This is a genomic window from Agrilactobacillus fermenti, from assembly GCF_047943045.1.
Taxonomy (GTDB): domain Bacteria; phylum Bacillota; class Bacilli; order Lactobacillales; family Lactobacillaceae; genus Agrilactobacillus; species Agrilactobacillus fermenti.
In genome coordinates, this window is sequence record NZ_CP181347.1 from 572260 (window position 1) to 594394 (window position 22135).

Sequence of the window (22135 nt, forward strand, 5' to 3'; positions counted from 1 at the left end):
AATGGGTTATTACTTGTCATTTTTAATTATATTAGAATTTTTGAACATCATCTATTCATCCTTCTTTCAATTAGTTTTGGTCGACTTGATTGGAACGTAGGAACATGGTGTTCCTTTTTGTATCTCAAAATTGGTATAAAAATAGGGTGCAAGTGGAATGATATCCACCAACATCCGAAAGTATAAAATCAGTAATTAACTCCATTTTTGCAGTAACTCCAATTTTTTTACCCAGGGTTCAGCTTTACCCCTACCTCAACCACGATGTTTCTTCTGAATAGCACTTCTAACTTTCCGCAAGCGCTGCGTAGATTTGCCACCAAATTTACGATTTAATTCCGTGTAAAGAACATCGATGATGCCTAATTGAGCAGTCATAGAGATCAGGGCTTCCGGTCGGTATTTCGTATCTTCAGAGGTGGAGAAGAACGAAATATCTGCCAACCGAGCCAATGGTGAGGTAGGAAAGCTGGTAATGGCAAGAATTGGCACCTGATTCTGTTGAAAAATATCCGTTAAAGCTAAGATATCGGCGTTATTTCCTGTATGGGAAATGGCGATCGCGATATCTTTTTTTGTTAGCAGACTCGCATTCATCAGTTGCATATGATAGTCATTTTGATAAATCAGATTGACGGGTAATAGTAAAAAAGAATGATAAGCCGCTTGAGCAATCACATTAGAACTACCCAAGCCAAATAAGCCAATATGATCAGCAGAACGTAACAACTGGGTAGCTTGGTCAATGAGTGGATCACTCATGAAGTCTAGCGTGTTGTTCAACGCTGAAATATTAGCTGAAATTGTTTTGCGGGCACCATCTAAAGCTGTATCTCCCGTTACGATTGGATGAAATTGATTTGTTTCAGTGGAATCTTTTGAGAGGGCAATTTTCATCTTAGAAAAATTAGGAAACCCAATGGCCTTGGCAAAGCGCGAGATTGATGCCGTGGAAACCTGAAGGTCATTAGCCAGTTCGTTGATGGATTTAGTTGCGAATGCTTCTGGGTTTTCAATCACATAATTGGCAATGATCTGACTTGTTGGGCCAAAAGTACTGAATAGTTGACGGATTCGCGATTCGACGCGCATATAGGATCATCTCCAAAAAGCAAGTAAATATCTTGCTATCTTTTTAGAAAAGGCTTACAATGCAAATGTAAAAAAGTTTCATGTATTTGTGCACGTATGTGAAATAATATTTCTGGCTAATTCAAGGGAGGTTACTCATGAAAACAGAACAGTTTGAACCGCGTTTTGTCCAATTACAACGGCACGCGGAGGACTGGCAGGATGCTTTACGCGTTAGTGCGCAACCGTTAGTCACTTATAAGTATATTACAAGCGAATACATTAATAAAATGATTGCCGGGGTACAGGAATTGGGGCCTTATATTGTGATTGCACCTGGGATTGCATTGGGTCACTCGCGTCCAGATAGCAGCGTTTTGCAGACGGGTTTTAGCATTACCACATTAGCTGAACCAGTCAAATTTGGCAGTCAAACTAACGATCCCGTGGATATTGTGATTATTCTGGCTTCTACTAGTAATGACGCCCATTTGGCATTATTACAAAAGTTAGTGCAATTTTTAGGTACGTCAGAAAACTTACAGATTTTAAGAGCGGCCAAGACAGACAATGATATTGAGAGCATTGTGCAATTGATCAATGGAGGGGCAAAGGATGAAGGCCATTAACTTTATTGTCTTTCAGATCTTAAGTAACCAGACTATCTTTTTAGGAATCATCGCCTTACTTGGATTATTGATCCAGCGGAAGAAATTGCCCCAAGTCATTGATGGCGTTGTTAAAACCGTTATTGGTATCACCATTTTAGGTGCCGGCGCTGGAATTTTAATTAATTCGCTATCGCCAGTGGTTCAAAAGCTAAACAGTGCCTTACATGTAAAAGGTGTTCTACCGACTAATGATGCTGTCTTTGGCGTGGTTTTACGATTTGATAGTATCGCCCGCAATGCCGTCATGATTTTCTTATTAGCTTTTTTCGTGCATTTATTATTAGTTCGGCTCACGCCTGGACGAGATTTTAAAAACGTTTATTTAACAGCTCATTTGATGCTTTACCATGCGGCCTTTATGGCGGTGACTTTGCCAATCGTGCTACATGCAAATAATCTTTGGACTGTTATTGTGGGGACATTGTTAAATGCCCTGTACTACACTTATTCGCCAGCTATTACGCGTAAATTAGCACGAGCTTGGACCAAAGATATGATCACTTTAGGTTTTATGGATCAAGTGGGTTCTGTCTTAGCACACTTTATTGGTAAATGGTTTGGCAGTTCTGATCCCAATCAAGATGCTGATCATATGAAATTACCTAAATGGGCATCTATGTTTCGGGATAGTACCATTGTTCTGTTTTTCCTAATGCCGCTTATCTTTGTCAGTATTGGCTTAGCTGTGGGTGGAAAAGGTATTGGGCAATTAGCTGGTTCTACCAATTGGGTCATTTGGCTAATTCTGCAAGGCTTCCAATTTACCGCTGGTATTGTGATTCTGTTATCCGGTGTTCGGATGTTTATTGGCTCGATCGTTCCTGCATTCAAGGGAATATCTGATAAATTCTTGCCTGGTTCAGTACCAGCCTTAGATGCACCGACATTTTTCCCCTATTCACCGATGGGCGGCATGTTTGGTTTTCTAGGATCTACAATTGGGGCAATTGCCGTTACCTTTTTAACCATTGCTTTTAAATCACCAGTCATTGTTTTCCCGTCACCAATTATTATGTACTTTGATGGGAATGTGATGGGGGTATTTGGTAACAAAGCTGGCGGTTGGCGTGGCGCATTATTTGCTGGTCTATTCACTGGTATGATCTCGTCGGCCGCTGTCATTTTATTCTATCCTTTGACCGGTGCAGTTTATGGCAGTGGTTTGACTTGGTCCAATATTGACTATGCCTTGGTTTGGACGCCAATCATGTACTTGTTGAAGTTGGTTCGAGTATTATTAGGTTTTTAGTTTTAATTCATTGATTACAAAAAATGGAGGTTTTTATAATGAAAATTGTTGCAGTTTGTGGTTTTGGTGTCGGTTCTAGTGTGATTGCTAAGATGAATATTGAAAGTATTTTGAGTGATGAAAATCGTGATGCTGATGCTGAAGTCGAAACAGTGGATCTAGGCAGTGTGACTAGTGCACCAGCTGATATTTACGTCACGACGCATGAATTATTTGATCAATTTCCTGATGACATTAGAGATAAGACGATTGTATTAGATAATTTCATTGATAAAGATGACATTAAAGCAAACTTAGATAAAAAAATGAATGATCTTGGGAAATAGAGGCGTTTAGCTTATGACCACGAATGAGAAGAAGGTTTCTGCACTAAGTCGTGACGATTGGCTCAGGGCAACTTTTCCAGAGTGGGGCACTTGGTTAAATGAATCGATCGAAGCCGCCGTTGTGCCACCAAAACATGTTCGGCTTTGGTGGTTGAATAATATGGGTATTTGGCTAAAGACGGATTCCGCTGTGAATATCGCGATTGATTTGTGGTCAGGGACGGGTAAACAGACCCATGATTTACCAGATATGTCCGATAACCATCAGTGGCATCGCATGCTTGGTGCCCGTAAGATTCAACCTAATTTACGGCTGACACCTCAGGTAATCGATCCTTTTGCCATTAAGCAATTAGATGCTTTGCTGGTGACGCACTTTCATCATGATCATTTAGATAAATTCGTTGCTGCCGCCGTATTGAAAAATTGTCCAGATGACGTCCCTTTAATTGGCCCACAAGCGGTAGTCAATCAGTGGTTGGCGTGGGGCGTACCAAAGGCGATAACTCGAGTGGTTCGCCCAGGAGATGTAATTCACATCAAAGATTGTGAGATTGATGTATTAGAATCCTATGATCGAACGGTTTTGATTACAGATGCCGTAGGGTTAGCTGATAATGGGACCCAACAGATTCCCGATATGGATTTGAGAGCGGTCAGTTATTTGATTAAAACGCCCTCTGGCAATATCTATCATGCTGGCGACTCACACTTCTCTGTGAATTTTGCCAAGATAGGCCGCACGCAAACGATTGATCTTGCTATTTTAGCTTATGCGGAAAATCCTATTGGCGTTCAAGATAAGATGACATCAGTCGACATTCTTCGTGCTGCTGAAGCTTTAAATTGTAAAGTAGTTCTACCAATGCACTGGGACGTTTGGTCGAATACATTAGGTGATCCCACTGAGATCGTTGATCTTTGGCAGCGGCGCAGCCAGTATTATGCTTATCATTTTAAGCCTTATATTTTATTGCCAGGTGGTGCTTATGATTGGCCAAACCAAAGCTCAAAACGGTATTATAGGTATCCCCGGGGATTCGAAGATCGTTTCACTGATCAACCAGACATGCCTTATCCTACCTTTCTCTAAGGAAGTGAATTGATTTGGATTTAAGCCAATATATGGTTGCATTCGATTTGGACAAGACACTTCTCAATAGCCAAGGGGAGATTAGTTCAGCGACTCAAGCTACTTTAAAAAAATTACAGCGCAAGGGCATCCACCTGGTACCAGCTTCGGGTCGACCGTTACCAGGCTTGAACCCGATTGTTGATCAATTAAATTTGAGTCAAACTGATACACCGCTCATTTGTTTGAATGGGGCCCTAGTAACCACTAGTAAAACACATCAAGTTATTGCGCAAGATACCTTTGATGTGCGGGCAATTGATGACATCATGGAGCTATACGCCAAACTCAAAGTACCATTTGATTTAATTTCTGTTCATGATGTCTATTCATTGAATGATTTTGGTATCTCTGATTATCCTAAATTTGCTGGTTGGTCGCTCAATTTTCACCATGTACCTGTGGCGAACTTACAGCTGGAAGTACCAATATATAAAGTTGCGATTGCAAATCAACCTAAGATAATTGACCATCTCGCGCGGCAAATTCATAGTGATTTATTTCGCGTGACCCGTTCTCGTCGGGAATTGTTAGAATTAATGCCTTCAGGCGTTTCTAAGGCTACTGGCATTATCGCAGCAAGCCAATTCTATGACTTACCACTAGCTAATGTGATTGCTTTTGGTGATGAAGAAAATGACTTAGAAATGTTAAAGACAGCCGGTATTGGTGTCGCCATGGGCAATGCTGTCCAGGCTGTGCGACAGGCAGTGACACGGCACACATTGACAAATGATCAAGATGGTCTGACTGAATTTCTAGAGGCTTATTTTAAGTAGTTCTCCACAAAAAATTATAAAATAAAAAACGGGTAATCGACTGAAAAGTGCAATTACTCGTTTTTATTTACTTACGATGCCACCTGATTTTTCTAATTTGAAGCCTTCAAATTAGCTTCACGTTGTGCAATTAATTGCTTCAACTCTTGCAAATCATTTAAATCAGCGAGTGTTTCAATAAATGTCTTGGTCGTCGATCGATATGTATATAATTTCGCTTTTGCTTTATTTTTTTCGTTCCATTTTTTCTTTGCCCTTTTTTGTGCTTCTGTGGTTGCCATTCAAGTTACCATCCTGGTTTTATTTTTTGTAAAATGATTGCAGATATAAATATTCGTGGCTGTCAAAAATTAACAAGAATGACAGCTATAAAAACAGTTAAACCAAAGTTTACACTAGTCTGTACTTGAATTGTCGCCAACTTGTTCTTGCAGTTCTTCGCGCCGTTTTTTGATCAATTCCTGAAGTTCATCTAGTTGTGCTTCATTTTTGGTGTACTTATTAATGTATGTCTTAGCTGAAGAATAGGCTGATTGTATCTTAGTCTTTTCGCGATTGCGTTCGCGGTAACGTTGGGTAGCTCGTTTTTGCGCTTCAGTGGTTGCCAATAATCCGACCTCTTTCAATATTAGAATAGCTACTTAATATTTTTACCATGTTTATCATTTTTTAGCTACTGCTTTTGAATACTGCTAGCATTTTCATGAAAAAATTTTTGGGAGTTTGAGTCAGAATCAACTCACAAAGTTCAGCAATAGAGTCAATGTGGGAATACTAACGATCGTTGTGATCAGTGTGGCGCTGGAGACGAATTCCGGTTCCGTATTATATTGAATCGCGTAAATCGTCGTATTGGCAGCACTGGGCATCGCCGCCATAACCACAATGATGTTTTGCAGTAACGGGCTTAAATGAAAGGGGATACAGATCAGGTAAGCAATGACAGGGGAAATAATTAAGCGCACGATTGAAACGATACCGACGCTGCGCCAATCAATATGCTTACCCATCACGTTAGCTAATTGCATGCCTAAGACCAGCATGATCACGGGAATGGCTGTTTGACTGATCATATTCACGGTCTTCATCAAATTAGATGGCATGGTAAGGCTCATTTGCTGGAAAATAATACCAGGAATAATAGCATAATTCATCGGCTGTTTGAGTACTGAGATAAAAGCAGTTTTCACACCGCTGGTGCCACTGGCAGCAATGTAGATACCGACGACACCCATAAGAATAGTATAGAAGATCATCAGCGGCATGGCATAAGCAAGGCCTTTTTGACCAAAAGCAAACAAAGCTACGGGAACACCATAATTACCATTATTTGCGAAAACGGTCGCCAGCAGAAAGGCATTCGTTTTTTTCTTATTATAATGCAACAGCTTAGCAATTATTAGACCAATGACGATCAAGAGCGCCATGATGATGATTGATGTGACGACGATATAAAAAAAGTTCTGATTGATCGGCTGCTGGTAAAAAGTTTTAAACACTAAAAAAGGCAGTAAAAGATACATAGCCATTGTGGAGATGGGCTTAATGTCGAGCATAAAAACACGTTGAAAGATGAAGCCACTGATAAAAATTAATAAAACTGGCAACATGACAGTATAAAAGACTTGGATGGGAACACACCTACTTCACGAAAATTTTACAAGCTGTTCTAATCATATTACTTAATGAAAGCGAAGTTATTAACAGATATATAGATGTTAGGTAATGTATTTACCGGTATAAATTTAATGGTATATTAATTATGAAAGAAATTATTTAAGGAGTGAGTTTATGACAAAATTAACGGATACATTTACGTTAAGCAATGGTCACAAGATTCCTAAGATTGGTTTTGGAACTTGGCAGATACCAGCCAATGAAGCTAAGCAAGCTGTTGCCGATGCTCTGGATTTAGGTTATCGCCATATTGATACTGCTTTGGTCTATGGCAACGAAAAAGAAGTTGGTCAAGCAATCAATGAATCAGGCATTCAACGCGAAGATTTATTTGTCACATCTAAATTGCCGGCACAAACAAAAACTTACGAAGGGGCACTGGCTGATTTTGAGACCACACTGCATAATTTGAATCTAGATTATTTAGATCTTTATTTGATCCATGCACCATGGCCATGGGACAATATTGGTTCGAATCATGATAAGGGTAATCGAGAAGCTTGGCGGGCTATGGAAACAATTTACAATTCCGGTCGGGCTAAAGCCATCGGCGTTTCTAATTTTAATGTTCATGATTTAGACAATGTTTTTGCCACGGCTAAAATCAAACCAATGGTAGATCAGATTCAGTATTATATTGGCTTTACAGAGCCGAAAATCACCACTTTTGCAAAGCAAAATGATATTTTAGTAGAAGCTTATTCGCCATTAGCGACTGGCGGCCTGCTGCACAATCCTGAAGTTCAAGCAGTCACCGATCATTATCATGCCAGTGTTGCCCAATTAGCCATCCAATTTTGTATTCAAAATGACGTATTACCGTTACCGAAAGCCACACATCGCGCCCACACTGAAAATAATGCCCAATTGGATTTTGAAATCAGTGCGGAAGATATGAAGGTACTGAATCAGATGCCTGATGCAGCGCCAAGCAAAACCCATAATGCGACACAAGGCTAGCGGTAACGATACTGAAGAGGTGTCTTATGCAACAAAAACCAGCACCATTACAACCTGGTGATCAAGTCGCAATTGTGAGTTTATCTCGCGGTATTTTAGGCGAAACGGCGACTAGACATCAACGGCAACTGGGCATTCAGCGTTTGGAAGCACTGGGCTTGAAGCCTGTTTTTATGCCCCATGCTTTAAAAGGGGTCGACTATTTAGCGCAACACCCTGAGGCTCGAGCGGCGGATTTGAAAATGGCTTTTTATGAGCCGAAGATTCGTGGCATTTTTGCGGCCATTGGTGGCGATGATACTTACCGCACGTTGCCTTATTTACTGACAGACCAACAATTTAAGCTGGCTGTTAGGCATGATCCCAAGTTATTCTCTGGATTTTCAGACACAACGATTAACCATCTCATGTTTTATCAATTAGGTCTGCAAACATTTTACGGACCTAATTTTTTAAATGATTTGGCGGAGCTAGCGTCACAGCCGTTACCATATACGTGGCAAACTTTACAGCATTACAAACAAAATCCAGCCCGAACAGTAATTGAATCCAGCACTATCTGGTATGAAGAACGGACGGATTTTTCTAGACAGGCAATAGGGACACCGCGGCCACAGCATCAAGAGCAGCGTGGTTATGAGGTTTTACGGGGGTCAGGAATCACCACTGGACGCTTATTGGGCGGCTGTTTGGATAGTTTTTACGATATTTTGACCACTACGAGGTATCCAGATGAAGCTCAAGTTTGTGCCAAGTATCAGCTTTTTCCCAATACGGCAACTTGGCAAGATAAAATTTTATTCATTGAGACCAGTGAAACCCATCCCCAACCAAGGCTTTATCAAAAAATGCTTGAAAAATTAGCCGATCAAGGTGTTTTTGCAGCAATTCGGGGCATCATCGTGGGCAAGCCGCAAAATGAAATCTTTTATGAAGCTTATAAGCAGATTTTGCTTACAGTTACAGCGCCTTACCAAATGCCGATTTTTTACAATGTCAATTTTGGACATGGCTACCCACGGACCGCATTGCCATATGGGGCTTTGCTGCAAATGGATTGCGACCAAAAAACGTTAACCATTATGGAACCTTTTTTTGCCAACGCCTGACTTAAAGGAGACGATTTTAATGACACAACTTAGCTTTCGCCATCCTAAGTTAATCGATTTGCCTCAAATTATGACGATTGAACAGTCCGGGTTCACGCCAGCTGAAGCGGCTACGGCAATAGCGATGAAACAACGGTTGCTCACAATTCCAGATACGTTTGTGGTGGCCGTTAATGAAAAAGACCAGCCACTGGGTTATGTGGTTGGTCCAGTTATTGCTGCACGTTATTTGACCGATACGTTATTTTCAGCAATCCAGCCAAATCCTAAAATAGGTGGGTATATTGGCGTGTTAAGTTTAGCTGTGGCTCCCGACTATCAACGGCAGGGTATTGGTAGTCAGCTATTGACGGCACTGGCAAAATTAGGTCAGCAACAACAGCGGCGTGGCGTGACGTTGACTTGTTTGCAAAGGCTGATTCCCTTTTATGAACAAAATGGTTACCGCAATGAAGGCATTTCAATGTCCCAGCATGCCGGAGAAACTTGGTATAATCTTGTTTTAGACTTGGCACTAAACCAAAACGGTGATCAAAATACCACTGAGCATGATAAAGATTGAAATCCAAAACCAAGGTGCCTGGATTAGTGGACGAGTGCTGGTCGAACGGGCTGTGGTAATATAATGCCAAAGACCTAACAATAGGCCGAACCAAGCATAGTATTTGAGGTCAGAAAAGATACCGAGAGTTAAGAAGTCTAAAATAAAGATGACGCCCAAAACAATTAAAAATAAATTGGTCCGCAGTTGATTGATCTGTTGACGTTGCCAAATTAACAAGCCGCCAATAACGCCAAAAGCTAAAGCTGTTAGCAGACCAGAAATACTGCTAATATCGCCACCGGTAAAAAGCGCGCTAAAATGAATTGGTAGAGCGGCAATAAAGATCCAAATACCCATGACAAGCAAGATAATACCAATAATTAAATTAGACCGTGCTGAGTTGGAACTGCCGTGAAAATTTTCCCGGCGGTTTTTTGACCGTTCATTGGTCGAGTTCAACCGTTTATTTTCACTACGATGTCGTGCTGTGCGACTATTCATCTGATTGCCCCCAAAAAATAAAAAACTCACTGCTCTTATTTTAGTGTACCCTTATCAAAAGAACAAATGATTCCGTAGTAAATCACAGGAGGTAATCGCGATGACCAATATTCGTTTATTAGAACCTAAAGATGATCAGGTTATGGCGCAAATCATTCGCCAGAGTTTAGCTGCTGTGGGCTTAGCCAAGCCAGGGACAGCTTACTTCGACCCAGAGTTAATGCACCTGAGCCAGTATTATCAAGCTACTGTCAAGCGTGCGTACTTTGTAGCCGTCGATGCAACGGCCCAGGTTATTGGTGGTGTTGGGATTGGTGAATTTGACGAAGCTAACGGTATCGCCGAATTACAGAAATTATATATTCAGCCTCAGAACCGTGGCGCTGGCCTCAGTTATCAACTTGTGCAGCAAGCCTTGCGTTTTGCGAAAGCGGCTGGTTACCAACGGGTTTATTTAGAAACACATCATACCTTGAAGGCTGCAATTCATCTCTATCGAAAAATGGGCTTTCAGCCAATCAAACCAGATCCCAAAACACTAGAGCATAATGCCATGGATGTCTTTTTTAGCAAGGCAATTTAAAAACGAGCCCTAAGATGCAGACTCGTTAGCAGTGGTTTGCTTGAGATGATTTAAGATCTCATTATTTTGTTGGACCAAGATCCAATTTTGTTCAACTAATGCGCGCAGATAGGCAATGATCTCTTCATCTGCGCGATCTTCAAGGTTCAGGCGTTTGCTTTCGCGGAGCAGATTTTTACGATCTAGTTCACTTAAAATGGCCTCCGCTTGGTACGCGACATTTTTGGAACAATGTGAGAGACCACGTTCTTCCAGAATCTTGTGAATTTGTCGATTGTTATTGAATAAACTCATAATAGGCACCTCATTGCTTAGATCTTTACTTATGATTATTCAGAAATGAGACTTTTTTTGCAAGGTTTCTGATTGTGGTCAGTCAAAATTTGCACTTTAACGTCTGATTCGGTAGCATGGGCATCAGTGATTAAAAATGGAAGAGGTGGCGGCATGCCAAGTCAAAAAGAACGAATGTTATCCGGGCAATTGTATAAAGCAGCTGATCCAGAGATCCGTAAAGTGAATGCTCGCGCGCGCAAATTAACGCGCTTATTCAATCAGACTACTGAAGAACAAATGGCCTATCGCCAGGAATTATTAAAAGAATTATTTGGGCAAACAGGAGATCAAATATACATTGAACAGCCTTTTCATATTGATTATGGGACTCACACAACAATTGGCAATCATTTCTATGCGAATTATGACTGTATTTTTATTGATACTGCACCAATCACGATCGGCGCTAATGTCTATTTAGCCCCACGAGTTGGCCTCTATACGGCGGGGCATCCAATCGATGCGGCTATTCGTAATGAGGAGCTGGAATATGGCTACCCAATTACAATTGGGGATAATGTTTGGATTGGTGGGAATACCGTCGTTAATCCTGGGGTAACCATTGGCAGTAATGTAGTCATTGGGTCAGGTTCAATTGTGGTCAAAGATATTCCTGACAATGTGGTTGCCGTTGGAAATCCTTGCAAAGTACTGCGGCCAATCACTCAGGCTGATCAAGATTATTGGCAGCAACAAAAAGCCGCTTACTTAGCTGACCAAGATTTAAAATAATTATTTCCTGGGAAATTAATAAAAATGTTTGGCTAAAATTCCAGCCACTAAGCTAATGACACAACAAAGACCAAATAGTATCGGTAAAACCACCCCAATTTTTTTATGACGAAGCCAGCGGATGAGACCGTTAATTAGAGTGATTAGACCGAAAAAGCCAACAAACATACTGGTTAGACCGGCGTAATCATATGGTGTTTGGCCAGTGGAAATAATGGTGCCAATGACTAAAGCTACTAGGACCCAGAACCACCACTGTTTGATAAATGAATTTTCAGGATTATTAAGGAGACTATGCTGCCAAACACGTTTGAGGGCACGCTGGTCTCTTTTCTTTTGCATCATGATACCAACAACTTTCTAAATTAGTTTAAGGCTGTGCCGTTTGCCAACTTTTCCCGTTGTACTGGATCGTATAGGGGCCGGCATTTTTAGCGTGGAAATATAAGGTTCCCGAAGAAGTCATCTGTGGGGCAATAACTTCCGCATAAAAATCTTTGGTATCTTCAGTGGCCTTTTGCCGCTTGCCATCATACATGGCAAAGTCAACACCACTGGCATGCAGCTCTTCATGACTGCCATTTTCAATTTGAAATTGAATCTTGATCAGTTGAGTATCCAGTTGAGTATCCGAAATATTTTGGTCGGGTGTCTCATCACTAAATTGTAATGTATTGACCGTGACTTTGATGTTATCAGCATATGTTTGGGTCTGTCCAAAACTAGCAGGTTTTATGGGTGTTTTTGCGGCTGCTTTCGAGTTTTTGGTAACGGCGTCTGTTTTTTGCTGCACGTTGGTTAACGTTTTATTGAGTAGCCGATAATTCTTATTTTCATGTTGCAATTGTTTATTTTGTGCTTGCAATTTTTTGAGTTGTATCTGTTGTTCAGCGTGGTGATTGTTGGTAGCTGAAATAGTCATAAAAATAATAACATTACTCAAAGCCAATAGGATAGTTAAATAAAACCAGATATTCAAATAAAAGGGAAGCTTAGTTGGCTTTTGTTTCAATATCAAAACTCCTTTTGGAATATGTTTAGACTTAAATTGCTTACAAACAAGTAGTGGCTGAAAACAAAACGATTGTCTTGTTTTCAGCCACTTTTTACGAGCAAATGCATTTTAAAAGTTGGGGTTGCCATGAACTGGTCAGGCTAATCCAAGCCGTGTTGTGTTTTACCTTGTAATTTATTATTCATAAAGGTCAGCACAATTTTAGCATTGGTTGGTTTCATAGCCTTGTCATAGGTGTACGTTGCCTGAGTGGAGCCAGAGATCGTGATCATATTGACTTGATTTGGCAATCCTAATGTATTTAAAGCTGCATCAGCATCAGCGCCAGTCTGTAACTGATTAAATTGAGCAATTGTAATTGGATCTTTTCGCTCTACCTGATAATCATTCAAACTTTTGCTGAAGGCCTTATTTTGAACAAAACCCACTGAAACAGTTGCGTTAGCTTGATTTGCCATCCGATTCCAAGTAGCGATGGTTGTGTTCTGATCGTTTTGTTTGACTGAGCTTGTATTATCTGGTTTACCGTACTTTGCAGTTAGATCATTCAAAGTGACGCCGCCAGTCCCCATTTTAGAAAAATCACCCAAGGTAATACTATTAAAATCATTTAAAGTAAATTGTGTCCCAGATACGATACTTTTTTGGCTAGAACTGCTGGTAGTATCAGTTGAGGCTAGTCGGGAATGTGCACGGGAATTTTTTTTTTACCTTCCGAGCGGCTTTGCTGCTGACTAGATTTAGCGACTTGTTCAGTGCGGGCAGGTGTTGCTGAGGTGGGTGTGGTCACTTTCGAAACGATTAAGCGAATAACGACCCCAACAATGAGTAAGATTAGGACAATCAAAGTCCAGAACCACCATTTTTTATAAAACGGTGCTTCATCTTCATAATCATCCATATCATCTGAATCTTCATCGTGGTCCAAATCTACATTTTGAATTTGATCACGCCGACTGCGCATTGATTCCTGCTGCAAAGAGTTGATCGTTTGATCTAAAGTAGGATTATTGGTACTAGCAGCGGCATTGCCACGACTTTGCTGTAGCATCATGGTTAATTCATTGCGTGGATCAATGCTTAATGGCAGATTATTTGGAACCGTTAAATTATTAACGACATTTTGAATCAAGGCATTGACATTTTCTGGTGTTGCCTGTGCTTGCTGGATCAATTGATTGAGATGCTCAATAATCGGCTGCACCTGTGCATTTTGTAAATCCGTATTGTAATAACGGCTGTATGTAAGATAGAGCAATGATAGTTCTGAAATGATCGTATCATCTAAATTACCAGCGTTTTGGCTAACCCCAACCATAGCCTTTAGCAACTCGATCACCCGTTGCCAATCACGATGATTTGTTGCTTGATCAATTTGGTCATTAAAAATTGCCTGAATTGTACTGTACTCATCCGCTTGTGGCTCATAATTTATATTTACTTGATTGGCATGAATCAAGTTTTCAAGCCGATATTTTTCTAATAAAGCTTCAAAAGAATTTTGCACATTCTTCACATCCTCACCCAGTATTGTACAACGAAATTTTAAAAGGATTATTTCAATTTTACGTAAAAAAACAATTCAAATCTACACCTCTATATCCTACCATATTTCTAATTGATGGTGAATTTGTTTTAATAGGGAATTCCCTAGGGGCGTAAATAAGTGCAAATTCAGATTTCACATAGTACAATTATGATGGTGTAAGCGCTATTATTTCACTTAGGAGGGAAAGTCATGTGGCTTAATTTTATTTTTGCATTGATCCCGATCATTTGGTTGATCGTGTCACTTGGTGTGATTAAGATGTCTGCGGACAAAGCCTGTACGATTGGACTTGTCTTAGCCATTATTTTAGCTGTGACGGCATTTAAAATGCCGGTTCAGGATAGTCTGACAGGGGCTTTAGAAGGTATTGTAATGGCAATCTGGCCTATCGTATACGTTATTTTGGCCGCCCTGTTTACTTACAATTTAACAACGGCTTCTGGCGCCATGAAAGTGATCCAAGATATGCTATCTTCAATCACGACGGATCGGCGGATCTTAGTTTTAATTATTGCTTGGGGTTTTGGTGGCTTTTTGGAAGCGATCGCTGGATTTGGAACAGCCGTAGCTATTCCTGCGGGTATTCTGATTGCTTTTGGGGTCGAGCCAATTCGTGCCTCGGTGATTTGTTTGATTGCTAACACGACACCGACCGCTTTTGGGGCTATCGGCCTACCGGTGATCACTTTAGCAAATGTGACGCATTTGGATACACCACATCTATCATTTATCGTTACCATGCAATTATTGCCTTTAATTATTTTGATTCCATTTGTATTGGTTGCCATGGTTGGTGGCGGCACCAAAGCTATTAAAGGGGTTGGGTTAACGACACTGCTTTCAGGGGTTGCCTTTGCCGTGCCCCAAGTATTCGTAGCTAAATTTGTTGGGGCTGAATTACCAGCCATTGTGGGTTCTGTGGTATGTATTGCCGTGACAGTTCTCATGGCACGGGTTCAAGGTAAAAATGATCCTGAGGCTTTAAAACATATTCCTCAGCATTCAAGTACTGAATTGTTGAAAGCCTGGGCCCCATTTATCTTAGTATTTATCATTGTTTTGTTAGCTTCACCATTAGTTAAACCAATCAACGCTGCTTTGGCAAAAGTTGTGACGCAAATTCCAATTTACACCGGGCCGAAAGCCGTACCTTATACCATCAACTGGCTTTCTTCTCCAGGTACATTGATTATTTTAGCAACTTTTATTGGCGGGCTGATCCAAGGTATGTCTGTCAGCAAGATCTTAGGCGTGTTAGGGACAACTGCTAAGAAGATTTGGCGTACACTGATCACCGTTTGTGCGATCGTTGCTTTAGCCAAGGTCATGGGCTATTCTGGAATGACCACTAGTTTGGCGGTAACGCTAGTAGCAATCATGGGTCCTGTCTATCCATTAGTTGCACCTGTCATTGGGGCATTAGGCACATTCATCACTGGGTCAGATACCAGTTCAAATGTTTTATTCGGGAACTTACAATTACAAGCGGCGACAACTTTGAAAGCTAATAGTTTTTGGGTCGTTGGTGCCAATATGGTTGGGGCAACCGCTGGTAAAATGATTTCACCACAAAGTATTGCGGTTGCTGCCGCTGCTACTAATCAAGAAGGTGATGAAGGCAATATTCTTAAAGAAGCCTTGAAATGGTGTGGCGCTTACCTTGTGATCATCTGTCTGTATATTTACGTGACTGGATTGTTGCTGCACTTTATTTAGATGACACAGAGTGTGACAAAAAGTGATCAGCGGCCGAGCACTAACGGGAATGGCGACAAATGGTGGGTTTGCCATTTGAGCCATTCGACGTTAGGAGAGAGTGTTGCTTTTTGGAACACGTTTAGGCAGCAGAAAACAAAACGCTAATTTTATCCTAGTTATATCGATGCATACAAAAAAGATCTGTTGTTTGAAGGATGAATGGTTACTTCAACAGCAGATCTTTTTTGGTTCGCTTAGATGATAAATTTTATGACTGGACTTCAGTTTCTTGGTCAATTTTGAAATTGATATGGGCGAATTCAGTATCGCCATCTTTACCTACATTAAAAGCACGAGCTTCCCGATTAATTTGGGCTAAGTCCACACCTTGTTTCTTAGCGGCAAAAATGCAGCCACAGTAACATTGGCGATAAACATCGTAAGTTTTGCACATGTCTACGGAGCGCTGGTAGCCGTTATTTTTCTTGAAGTCACTGGGGAGATAATGAGCAGAGTAAACATGTTGGACTTCAACACCTACTTCGTTAATGATTTGTGAATTTTTATGGGGACTGATCGTGAGCGCACTGGCAAAGTAGTCAAAGCCAAGTTCGACGGCTTTAGCTGCCACTTTTTCCAAACGGTAGTCGTAACAAACGCGACAGCGAGCGCCACCTTCTGGTTCATCCTCTAAGCCGCGCATTGTTTTGACCCAATCATTGGGTTCGTACGGTGCGGATAAAAATTGCACATGATTATTGGTATTCTCGTTGAAGTCATTAATAAATTTTTGTTGGACGTAACGACGACGTTCATATTCGGCTCGGGGATGGATATTGGAATTGGCGTAGTATACTGTTACGTCGGCGTATTGGGTCAAATATTCTAGCGTGTACGTGCTGCAAGGCGCACAACAACTGTGTAATAGAATTTTTGGCCGAACGCTTTGACTTTGCCATTGGGCGATCATTTTTTGCAATAATTTATCGTAATTAATTTTTTGATTTGGATTTAATTTATCTAAAACCTCATGGACATCGATCATTATGCTCACTCCTAATTGTGTCAACATTAGTATAAAACAGGGCCAGGTTCAAAGACTACTGGGGAATTACCTAAAAAAATGCTGGCTGGTATGATATTTTAAACGGTTTAGGTCAAGGTGCTGCCAAGTATCCGTGGCAATGTCATGAAAAGTATAAGTTTGTGTGCTAGGATTTAAAACCGTTTGATAATGGGTATAATCGTGATTCTTTAAATGAAATGCATCTGTTGGTGGGATAATGACTTGATCTAAAATCCGAAATAAATCACTGGTGGTGGCTGTTGCTGTTAATTGGCTTTTTAGGATTGCAGCAATTGCAAAACGGTCGGTGGGAATCGTGCCGGTTGGCAGTGGATCCTTAAATTGCCGCAGTGCCATTTGCAGTGTTGCTAGATTACTATCTGGAGGTAAATTTAGAAATTGGCGCAATTTTATGAGCTGCTTGGTCATATTCGGTGTATTCGTCAAAACACCTAGCGGCAACTCCGTTAAAGTTAAAGCAGTACTTTTGGGTTCTAGAATAGCTGTTGCCCCACTTTTATCCAGCAGCAACCAGTGATAAGGATAAATTTTATCGGTATGGTACCAAGTACTGGAAACTAGATTAATTTCTTTTAAGTGCATTCGGACTTCAGCAACCGTCTTGAAATTAGCCAAGACCCAGAGGATGAAATCTTGAGGGGAGAGGTTCCATTTATTAGAATCTGTTTGTAGTGCATATTTAGCCTCATAGGGGAAATATAATTCAGCACAAACAAGGCCGCAGTCATTGACACCATCAGCCAGCAAATAGGTTTGAGTATCTATTTGGCGGCCACCCCCTAAAATGGCATGCTGGGTACGCTGTCGTTTTGGTTCTAGAATTGGGCGGTAAGGATACTCTTTAGGTAAGTAAACAGGCCGCCAGGGAGATGTGGAAGGAAAATCCATCGTACGTGCGAAATAAAGACCGTTATTTAAATGTGAAATAAAACTTGTACACATGGGCAAAACCTCTAAAAGTTTAGACTGAATTTGTGATAAACTACTATACATATAGTTGGATACATAAGTGGAGGCAAGATTGTGGAAAATCGGCACAAAATATTTAATCGCGAGAATGGTATCTTTTTAGTATTTGCAATCATTCTAATTTTCTTTCTAGGCAAGTCGTCCCCCCTATATTATTTAAATGACTGGGTGGACGCCAATGCTTACTTTACCGTGGGAAAGGGTATCGTTCACGGCTTAGTACCCTATCGAGATCTATTTGATCAAAAAGGGCCTTTGATTTATTTCTTACACGCCATTGGCTATTTGATCAGTCAACATAATTTTTGGGGCATTGCTGTTTTAGAAAGTTTCAATTTATGTGCCTCAATGATCATTTTTAAAAAGATATTGCAGCTGTATGTTTCTAAGCCACTGCAATTCGCAGGTGCGTTGTTGGTACCAATGGCTTTTCTTGCGTCACCATTCTTCAATGCTGGTGATAGCGTCGAAGAATTCATGATGCCATTTATTTTATATTTAATGTATAGCATCTGTAAAATAATTCATGTTAATTTGCATGCGAACAGCTTTGATTTTCAATTAGATTTCAAACAGTTCTATTGGATCGGTTTGGGATTAGGTATTGTTTTCTGGAGCAAATATATTTTAGTTGGCTTTTGGATTGGCTTTTTTATTGCTTTAACAATTATTTTGTTCTCACGGCGTCAGTTCATGGATTGGCTCAAAGTTTTACTTTATACATTACTTGGTTTCATAACTGTAACAGCGGTGGTTTTACTTTACTTCCTATTAAACCATGCACTTTCGGATCTATTTTTTGGTTATTTTTACGCTAATATTTCGCTTTATCAGATTAATATGTCGACCTTTACGAAGGTGTTTAATTCAATTAAGTATTTATTCTTTGGTTTCGGTATGGGTGGTCATTGGATCATTAATATTGTGTTATTACTGGCTATTTTTGTTTTCCCATTCAACAAAAAAGTTTCTGATGCCTGGGAGGGTAAAGTACTTTACCTATTGCCCGTTATTTTTGGCGGCTTACTCATGTTCTGGGGCTTAACGCCACGGCTTTATTATTGGCTGCCGTTGTTAGTAATTGCCATGATGGGCTTGTTAGCCATTTTGATCAATGTTGAAACCAGCTTTCAAAATAACTTTCCGCAGCAGATTCCGCGGTTACGTAATTTTATCATCGTGCTTGCCTGTGTTGCGCCATTTATGATGAATACGAATTATAATTTTTCAAAGCTATATCCTAAGAACTATACGGTTGCTTACCAAAGTAAGGGCGACTTACCGGCACAGTTACAATTTAAGAAAATTATCGATCGTCAAAAAAATGCCAAAGTTTTGAATTATGGCACGTTAGATCTAGGTGTTTATACCGTAACCAATAAAATCCCAGATAGTAAATATTTTTATATTTTAAATATTCCTAAGTCTGCCTTTCCAGAGATGTACCAACAACAAGATAAAGTCATTACACATAAGCAAGCTGACTTTGTGGTGACGAGAACACCAGCTGGACAGGACTTAGTGGATGCTGGCATGGATACATTAACTGACCATTACCGAGTAATCAAGAAACATAATCAGGTAAATGATAATGAATTGTTGACTTATTGGTTATTAAAGAAGAAATAAAAAATATTATTTTTAATTTAGGATGTGATAGTCATGTCTCATAATCAATGGCAAACTTCCTTGCGGGAACGAATCAGTTATGGGCTGAGCGATGGCGCGGATAATTTAGTCTTTCAAGTGATGACCACCTATTTGCTCTACTTTTATACCGATATTTATGGGTTAACCGCTGGTGAAGTTGGCACGTTATTTTTAATTGCCCGATTTGCAGATGTGATTGAAAGTGTCATTATTGGAATTATGATTGATCACACGCATTCCAAATATGGGCATAGTCGGCCGTTTTTCCTTTGGTATGCTTTTCCTTATGTGATCGTGGCTGCATTGACTTTTGTCGTGCCGCCATTTAATCATATGGGCAAATTATTTTGGGCTTACTTGACTTACTTATTGTTGGGCTTCTTTTATAGCGCTGTTAATTTACCAATCACATCAATTCTGCCAAGCTTGACTGATAATCCTCGTGAGATCACTTTATTAGGTGTGATTCGGCAATTTTTCGGACAAACGAGTCAGATTATTGTGGCTATTTTTACATTGCCTTTGATTGCTTTATTTGGTGGCAAGGATCAACAAAAAGGCTTTCTATTGACAATTATTGTTTTTGCCGTCATTTCATTGATTCTGATCATCAACACATTTGTTCATGTCCGTGAACGTATTGCCATGCCAAAGCCAGCTTCTTTCAAAGATACACTTAAGATGATGGGCCGCAATAAACCTTGGTTGGTGTTATCCATTGTGATCTTTTTGTATTGGGTGACTACTTCAATTAAAAACCAAACGACGATTTATTATTTTAAATATAATTTGAAAGCTGAAAATTTAGTGCCTGTCGTTAATGCGTTTACGGCGGCAGCTTTGATCGGAATTGTTGCAATTCCCTTTGTGACGCGTAAGTATTCTAACAAGGTGACCATGATGGTCGGCCTGATTATTGCGACGATGGGACAATTGTTGATCATAGCTGGTGCTGAGTGGACCCATAGTTTATCAGTATTATTCGTGGGGACCTTTGTAAATACGATTGGCAGCGGTATGGTGATCGCCCTTGTTTCGATCATGGTGTCTGACACGATCAAGTATGCCCAACGGCAATTTCATGTTGAAGCCAGTGGCTTGCTAGCTTCAACAGATGATTTTGGCGTTAACTTAGGTTTAGGTATTGGTGGGTTGATCACTGCTGGTTTATTGGCACAAACGGGTTACGTAGCTAACCATAGTCAAAATAGCGCGACGTTGCACATGATTACGATCAACTATGCTTGGATACCGTTAGCAGCCTATCTTTTAATGATTTTCATTTTGGCACTTTATAATCAACGCCACGTGCAACAAGTGATTACCAAAAATGAGCGCTGAGTTTTTGAAATTTTTAAGAAAGTTCGTTACACTAGGCAATTGTAGTTTCGAAAAGGGGGACTTAGCTTGACTAATTTTGATTTAGATACACGAGTCAAATTAAATGACGGTCATGAGATGCCACAAATGGGTCTTGGTGTTTGGCAAGTAGATAACCATACAGCTAAGGCATCCGTCCAAATGGCGGTTAAAAACGGGTATCGTATGATTGATACGGCTAAACAATATGGCAACGAAACTGGTGTGGGTGCCGGTATTAAAGCTAGTCTAGTTGATAACGGCCTGCATCGGGATGATCTGTTTGTCACGACCAAGGTCTTTAATGGTGATCAAGGTTATCAAACGACAATTGCCGGTGTTAAAGGTTCTTTACAACGGCTGCAATTAGATTATGTTGATTTATTATTGATCCACTGGCCAGTTGACCACAAGTATAAGGATACCTGGCGGGCCTTGGAAGCTTTACAAAAAGAGGGTTTGACCAAGTCTATTGGTATTTCTAATTTCGATATACCACGTCTGCAAGATTTATTAACTGATGCGACAATTAAACCAGCAATTAATCAGATGGAATTTAATCCGATTGATCAGCAAAAAGAATTACGGCAATTTATGCAGACACACGATATTCGCCTCGAAGCATGGTCACCTCTAGGTGGCGGTGCAGCTTTAAATAACGCTGAAATATTAAAGCTGGCTGATAAATATGGTAAATCTGCCGCACAAATTATTTTACGCTGGGATATTCAGCACGATGTGATTACAATTCCTAAGTCTAGTCATGAAAAACGGATCATCGAGAATAGTCAAATTGGTGATTTTGAACTATCTTCAGAAGATATGCAGATTATTGATGATTTAGATCAAGCCAAAGCTAGCCTTTGGTATGATGACTTTCCATGGCATAATCCGCAGTCTAAAATGGGTGATTCTGTTAAAGTTTGGCCTGATTCACCAGAAAAAATTTAGTGTCGATTTGTTATTAAATTATTTAAGCAATATTAAAAACAGGGTGTGGCAAAAGGCGGCCAACGACTAAGCACTAACAAGCATTACGAAAAGTGGTGGACTTTCCATTTTAGTCATTCGTCGTTGAGTGAGGGTGTTGCCTTTTGGAACACGTTTAAGATACAACCGTTCGTGAAATAATCGAGGC

General features: G+C 40.3%; 26 protein-coding genes. 14 read left to right on the plus strand and 12 right to left on the minus strand.

Annotated features, from left to right (window positions below; all coding sequences use genetic code 11):
- Nucleotides 1–255: 255 nt before the first annotated feature.
- Nucleotides 256–1092 (minus strand): MurR/RpiR family transcriptional regulator, encoded by an 837-nt coding sequence (locus ACNAN0_RS02760; protein ID WP_416353794.1) that lies wholly within the window; start codon nt 1090–1092, stop codon nt 256–258.
- 137 nt (nt 1093–1229) lie between these two features.
- Between ACNAN0_RS02760 and ACNAN0_RS02765 the strand changes: the two genes are divergently transcribed.
- The 5 genes from ACNAN0_RS02765 to ACNAN0_RS02785 are packed head-to-tail and all read left to right on the plus strand — an operon-like array spanning nt 1230 to nt 5228.
- Entirely contained in the window at nt 1230–1700 is a 471-nt protein-coding gene (locus ACNAN0_RS02765; RefSeq protein WP_416353795.1) for a PTS sugar transporter subunit IIA, read from the plus strand.
- The gene (locus ACNAN0_RS02770) at nt 1687–2991 is read left to right on the plus strand and encodes a PTS ascorbate transporter subunit IIC (protein WP_416353796.1); all 1305 of its coding nucleotides are present in this window, start codon (nt 1687–1689) and stop codon (nt 2989–2991) included. Before ACNAN0_RS02765 ends, ACNAN0_RS02770 begins: the two co-directional genes overlap by 14 nt.
- Nucleotides 2992–3029: 38 nt before the next feature.
- Entirely contained in the window at nt 3030–3317 is a 288-nt protein-coding gene (locus tag ACNAN0_RS02775) for a PTS sugar transporter subunit IIB (protein WP_230913582.1), read from the plus strand.
- A gap of 13 nt (nt 3318–3330) precedes the next feature.
- Complete coding sequence (gene ulaG / locus ACNAN0_RS02780) at nt 3331–4410, plus strand: L-ascorbate 6-phosphate lactonase (protein WP_416353797.1); 1080 nt, start codon at nt 3331–3333, stop codon at nt 4408–4410.
- Between the two features lie 14 nt (nt 4411–4424).
- Nucleotides 4425–5228: a Cof-type HAD-IIB family hydrolase gene (locus tag ACNAN0_RS02785; protein ID WP_416353798.1), complete on the plus strand. Its 804-nt coding sequence runs from the start codon at nt 4425–4427 to the stop codon at nt 5226–5228.
- A gap of 92 nt (nt 5229–5320) precedes the next feature.
- On the opposite strand, the gene ACNAN0_RS02790 is transcribed toward ACNAN0_RS02785, so the two are convergent.
- The 3 genes from ACNAN0_RS02790 to ACNAN0_RS02800 form a co-directional block, all read right to left on the minus strand.
- Nucleotides 5321–5509 (minus strand): hypothetical protein, encoded by a 189-nt coding sequence (locus ACNAN0_RS02790; protein ID WP_230913579.1) that lies wholly within the window; start codon nt 5507–5509, stop codon nt 5321–5323.
- A gap of 114 nt (nt 5510–5623) precedes the next feature.
- Nucleotides 5624–5836, minus strand: coding sequence for a hypothetical protein (locus ACNAN0_RS02795; protein WP_230913578.1), 213 nt, complete (start codon nt 5834–5836; stop codon nt 5624–5626).
- Nucleotides 5837–5962: 126 nt separating this feature from the next.
- Nucleotides 5963–6838, minus strand: coding sequence for an AEC family transporter (locus ACNAN0_RS02800; protein WP_416353799.1), 876 nt, complete (start codon nt 6836–6838; stop codon nt 5963–5965).
- Nucleotides 6839–7019: 181 nt separating this feature from the next.
- Between ACNAN0_RS02800 and ACNAN0_RS02805 the strand changes: the two genes are divergently transcribed.
- From ACNAN0_RS02805 to ACNAN0_RS02815, 3 genes are read left to right on the plus strand one after another with little or no spacing between them, the layout of a single operon-like run.
- Nucleotides 7020–7865: an aldo/keto reductase gene (locus ACNAN0_RS02805; protein ID WP_416353800.1), complete on the plus strand. Its 846-nt coding sequence runs from the start codon at nt 7020–7022 to the stop codon at nt 7863–7865.
- A 26-nt stretch (nt 7866–7891) separates the two neighbouring features.
- The gene (locus ACNAN0_RS02810) at nt 7892–8974 is read left to right on the plus strand and encodes a S66 family peptidase (RefSeq protein WP_416353801.1); all 1083 of its coding nucleotides are present in this window, start codon (nt 7892–7894) and stop codon (nt 8972–8974) included.
- Between the two features lie 19 nt (nt 8975–8993).
- Nucleotides 8994–9536 carry a GNAT family N-acetyltransferase gene (locus tag ACNAN0_RS02815; protein WP_230913575.1) on the plus strand — a complete coding sequence of 181 codons (543 nt, stop codon included), beginning with the start codon at nt 8994–8996 and terminating at the stop codon, nt 9534–9536.
- On the opposite strand, the gene ACNAN0_RS02820 is transcribed toward ACNAN0_RS02815, so the two are convergent.
- On the minus strand, nt 9489–10019 hold the full coding sequence (locus ACNAN0_RS02820; protein ID WP_230913574.1) for a hypothetical protein: 531 nt from the start codon (nt 10017–10019) through the stop codon (nt 9489–9491). The two genes, ACNAN0_RS02815 and ACNAN0_RS02820, sit on opposite strands and share 48 nt — an antisense overlap.
- 100 nt (nt 10020–10119) lie before the next feature.
- Between ACNAN0_RS02820 and ACNAN0_RS02825 the strand changes: the two genes are divergently transcribed.
- On the plus strand, nt 10120–10602 hold the full coding sequence (locus tag ACNAN0_RS02825) for a GNAT family N-acetyltransferase (protein WP_230913573.1): 483 nt from the start codon (nt 10120–10122) through the stop codon (nt 10600–10602).
- A gap of 9 nt (nt 10603–10611) precedes the next feature.
- Here ACNAN0_RS02825 and ACNAN0_RS02830 read toward each other — a convergent pair whose 3' ends face one another.
- A complete protein-coding gene (locus ACNAN0_RS02830) occupies nt 10612–10896 on the minus strand; it encodes a hypothetical protein (protein ID WP_230913572.1) in 285 nt (94 codons plus the stop codon).
- A gap of 153 nt (nt 10897–11049) precedes the next feature.
- Here ACNAN0_RS02830 and ACNAN0_RS02835 point away from each other — a divergent pair, with 153 nt between their 5' ends.
- Nucleotides 11050–11670, plus strand: coding sequence for a sugar O-acetyltransferase (locus ACNAN0_RS02835; protein ID WP_416353802.1), 621 nt, complete (start codon nt 11050–11052; stop codon nt 11668–11670).
- A 15-nt stretch (nt 11671–11685) separates the two neighbouring features.
- Here the strand turns inward: ACNAN0_RS02835 and ACNAN0_RS02840 are convergent, their stop codons facing one another.
- The 4 genes from ACNAN0_RS02840 to ACNAN0_RS02855 all read right to left on the minus strand — a co-directional run bounded on the left by ACNAN0_RS02840 (nt 11686) and on the right by ACNAN0_RS02855 (nt 14192).
- Complete coding sequence (locus tag ACNAN0_RS02840) at nt 11686–12015, minus strand: hypothetical protein (protein ID WP_230913570.1); 330 nt, start codon at nt 12013–12015, stop codon at nt 11686–11688.
- Nucleotides 12016–12040: 25 nt separating this feature from the next.
- Complete coding sequence (locus tag ACNAN0_RS02845) at nt 12041–12682, minus strand: DUF4352 domain-containing protein (protein ID WP_416353803.1); 642 nt, start codon at nt 12680–12682, stop codon at nt 12041–12043.
- A 143-nt stretch (nt 12683–12825) separates the two neighbouring features.
- Nucleotides 12826–13323 carry a DUF3862 domain-containing protein gene (locus ACNAN0_RS02850; RefSeq protein ID WP_416354164.1) on the minus strand — a complete coding sequence of 166 codons (498 nt, stop codon included), beginning with the start codon at nt 13321–13323 and terminating at the stop codon, nt 12826–12828.
- A gap of 38 nt (nt 13324–13361) precedes the next feature.
- A complete protein-coding gene (locus tag ACNAN0_RS02855) occupies nt 13362–14192 on the minus strand; it encodes a hypothetical protein (RefSeq protein WP_230913567.1) in 831 nt (276 codons plus the stop codon).
- Nucleotides 14193–14423: 231 nt separating this feature from the next.
- On the opposite strand from ACNAN0_RS02855, the gene ACNAN0_RS02860 reads away from it, so the two are divergent.
- The gene (locus ACNAN0_RS02860; RefSeq protein ID WP_230913566.1) at nt 14424–15950 is read left to right on the plus strand and encodes an L-lactate permease; all 1527 of its coding nucleotides are present in this window, start codon (nt 14424–14426) and stop codon (nt 15948–15950) included.
- A gap of 250 nt (nt 15951–16200) precedes the next feature.
- Here ACNAN0_RS02860 and ACNAN0_RS02865 read toward each other — a convergent pair whose 3' ends face one another.
- Complete coding sequence (locus ACNAN0_RS02865) at nt 16201–16977, minus strand: epoxyqueuosine reductase QueH (RefSeq protein WP_230913565.1); 777 nt, start codon at nt 16975–16977, stop codon at nt 16201–16203.
- 66 nt (nt 16978–17043) lie between these two features.
- The gene (locus tag ACNAN0_RS02870; RefSeq protein WP_416353804.1) at nt 17044–17961 is read right to left on the minus strand and encodes a linear amide C-N hydrolase; all 918 of its coding nucleotides are present in this window, start codon (nt 17959–17961) and stop codon (nt 17044–17046) included.
- An 81-nt stretch (nt 17962–18042) separates the two neighbouring features.
- Here ACNAN0_RS02870 and ACNAN0_RS02875 point away from each other — a divergent pair, with 81 nt between their 5' ends.
- The 3 genes from ACNAN0_RS02875 (at nt 18043) to ACNAN0_RS02885 (ending at nt 21948) form a co-directional block, all read left to right on the plus strand.
- Nucleotides 18043–19617: an ArnT family glycosyltransferase gene (locus ACNAN0_RS02875; protein ID WP_416353805.1), complete on the plus strand. Its 1575-nt coding sequence runs from the start codon at nt 18043–18045 to the stop codon at nt 19615–19617.
- Nucleotides 19618–19650: 33 nt separating this feature from the next.
- Complete coding sequence (locus ACNAN0_RS02880) at nt 19651–20979, plus strand: MFS transporter (protein WP_230913562.1); 1329 nt, start codon at nt 19651–19653, stop codon at nt 20977–20979.
- 66 nt (nt 20980–21045) lie between these two features.
- A complete protein-coding gene (locus ACNAN0_RS02885) occupies nt 21046–21948 on the plus strand; it encodes an aldo/keto reductase (RefSeq protein WP_330166081.1) in 903 nt (300 codons plus the stop codon).
- The last annotated feature ends 187 nt before the right edge of the window (nt 21949–22135 follow it).